At 66.6% G+C, this 2,743-nt stretch carries 1 protein-coding gene; it reads left to right on the top strand.

The annotated features are described in order from the left end of the window. Positions 1-2,059, top strand: a 2,059-nt coding sequence (locus VEI45_RS12950) for a LuxR C-terminal-related transcriptional regulator (protein WP_324853749.1), incomplete at its 5' end; no start/stop codon positions are given. Positions 2,060-2,743: the final 684 nt, after the last annotated feature.

Here is a 2,743-nt window from a genome sequence, read left to right as displayed (position 1 = left end):
CAGCGCCAAGCGGTTCTGGAAACTGACCGGAGGCAACGCGCTGTTTCTGCGGCAACTGCTCAAGGACCAGATCGCCGCCGGCGCGATACGGCAGGTCGCCGGGGTGTGGATGTGGGACGAGCGCGTCGCGGTGTCGGACAGCATCGCCGCCTTGGTCGGACGGCAATTGAGCTGGCTCGCCCCCGATGTGGCGCTGGTCGTCGATACGTTGTCGCAGTACGAGCCGCTCGCGGTCGACGTGCTCTGCGACCTGGTGCACCGCCGCGATCTCGAAGCGGCCGAACAGATGAACCTGGTCACTGTGGAACGCAGCGGCTCCAAGCTCATGGCCCAACTGGCCCATCCGCTGTTCGGTGAGCTTCGGCGCGCCGCGGCCAGCGAGATGTATCTGTCGCGAATCCGCGGCAAGCTGGCACAACGGCTGGCCAAGGACGCCGACGCCGACATGCACGCGACGGTGCGCCGGGCGCTGCTCGCCCTCGAATCAGACCTTCCCCCCGACCCGCACCTATTCCTAGAGGCGGCGCGGTCCGCGATGACGCTGCTCGACCTGGACCTGTCCGACCGATTCGCCACCGCCGCGGCCGATGCGGGGGCTAGCGAGGCCGTCGGCCTGCGTGCGATAGGCCTGGCCGGGCGCGGGCACGGCGGGCAGGCCGAGGCGATCCTGGCCGGGATCGGCGTGGACGACCCCGACGGACATCACTGGGCGACTGTGCGGGCAGCGAACCTGATCTGGAATCTCGGCCAACCCCGGGAGGCATCGGCCATTCTCGAGAGCCTGGCATCGACGCGGGAATCCGCGGCGCAGAAAGCCGAGCGCGCCGCGATCGAATCGTGCGTAGACGCGGTGATGGCCCGCTGCGAAGCCGCCGCGGAAAAGGCGCGGGCGGCGCTGCGTTCCTCGACACTTCCTGATTTTCACGCGATGTTGGCGTCCATCGCGTTGACGATTGCGGCTGGCGCGTTGGGCAGGCTCGATGAGGTCTCCGACGTCGTGGCCGAGGCCATCGACCGCGCGATCACGTCGTTTCAGGCGTCGCCGATGAGGTTCTGGTACGGCGCCGTCTACGCGCGTGCCTGCCGGTTGACCGGACGCATCGACGAATGCGTGCGATCAGCCAGGCAGCTATCCGAGTCGGCACGTGACGTGCCCGGTCTCGCGTATGCGAACCTTGCTTTCTTGCTGGGCTACGCCGAGCTGGCGCAGGGGAATATCCCCGCCGCGGTGAAACTTCTGCACGAGGCGCTGGCCGGGGCGGAGAAGCACAGCGTCACCACCGGTTTGCGAGCAGCGAGCTGCTTCGCGTTGGCCAAAGCCCACGCCAAACTGGGTCAACCGGATGCCGCAGACGCCGCGATCACCGAAGCGCGGCAATGCGTGCCGGCCGACTACCTGTTCATGCAGACCGCTCTGGCGGTGGCCAGCGGCTGGGCGTTAGCCGCCAGCGGGTACCTGACCGACGCTATCTCGAAAGTCCGTGCTGCCGGCGAGGATGCGCGCAAGCGCAATCAGCCGACGCATGAACTGGCCTGCGTGCAAGTGGCGGCTCTATGGGGCGACACGTCAGGCGCGACACGCGCGCGTGAATTGGCCGATGAATTATCGCTTCCCCTTGCTGATGTCGTTGCACGGCATACGGAATCGTTGCGGGCCGACGACGGGGAGGGTCTGCTGGTGGCATCGGCCGACTACCGGGCACTCGGCGATCGGGCCGCTGCCGCCGACGTCGCCGCTCAGGCGGCCGTGGCTTTCAGCCGCAACCAGCAGCGCAAGCGCAGCCTGCATGCCGCAGCGTTGGCGCAAAAGCTGGCCAACGACTGCGGCGGGCTATGCACGCCAGCGCTGCGAAGTCCCATCGGCCAACCGTTGACGGACCGTCAACGCGAGATCACCGAACTTGTCGCCGCAGGGTTATCGAACAAGGAGATCGCCGAACGGCTCGTCACATCGGTGCGCACTGTTGAGGGGCACGTGTATCGCGCGTACCAGCGCCTGGGAGCCGGGTCGCGTGAGGAGCTGGTCGAGATATTGCGAGCCGGCCAGGCTGGCCCATAATCTGTCTATTTCTCTTGCCATGCAGGCGTACTCGATGTACGCGGCGCGACGAGCGTAGTGGGGCCGCGACGGCGGCCGCACTGCTGCCGCGGTGCCGAGCAACGCGCTTGTGTTGGAGTCGTTCGGAGTCGACCGCTGGCGGTTTCGTCACGAGTTGCTGCGCGAGGTCGCAGTCGGCCCTCCAGAAGGCCGATGACAACGACGAGCACTTTTACGACGCTGAACTACTGCGGATTCGCGCCCACACGCACGTCGATCCGGACACACAGGCAGCGAGCTGACCCGCTGCGCCGAAGCCGCGGCGGGGGTGGAGTAAGGCATGCGAGCAAACTCGAGTAGTGAACTACTCGTTCCTATCCGCTGTGAGCGCTCCACACTTGGCTTATAGCGCCTTGCGGGGCACCGACGCCTGAAGACCCACAGTCCGACGTGCCCATGCCCCTCGAGACGTAGGTGCAAGATGTTCGGTTTGCAGACAACTGATCCAGGTGTTGGCCGGCAGGGCCAGCGCCGGTCTCACGTCACCTTTCTCACGGCCACATGTGGGCTTCACAGCGGCACGCGCGCCGCGGTCAGGGTTCGGACCGGATCGACCATCAGGCGCGGGCAACGGACCCAAGAGAGATGACACCGATGTCGAGCCTCCGTTGGTCACGGCGTATAGGCAAACACGACGGCGTCATG

This window comes from Mycobacterium sp. (assembly GCF_035623875.1).
Lineage (GTDB): Bacteria > Actinomycetota > Actinomycetes > Mycobacteriales > Mycobacteriaceae > Mycobacterium.
Note: the sequence above shows the minus strand (reverse complement) of the source record. Positions and strands in the feature narration are given on the sequence as shown.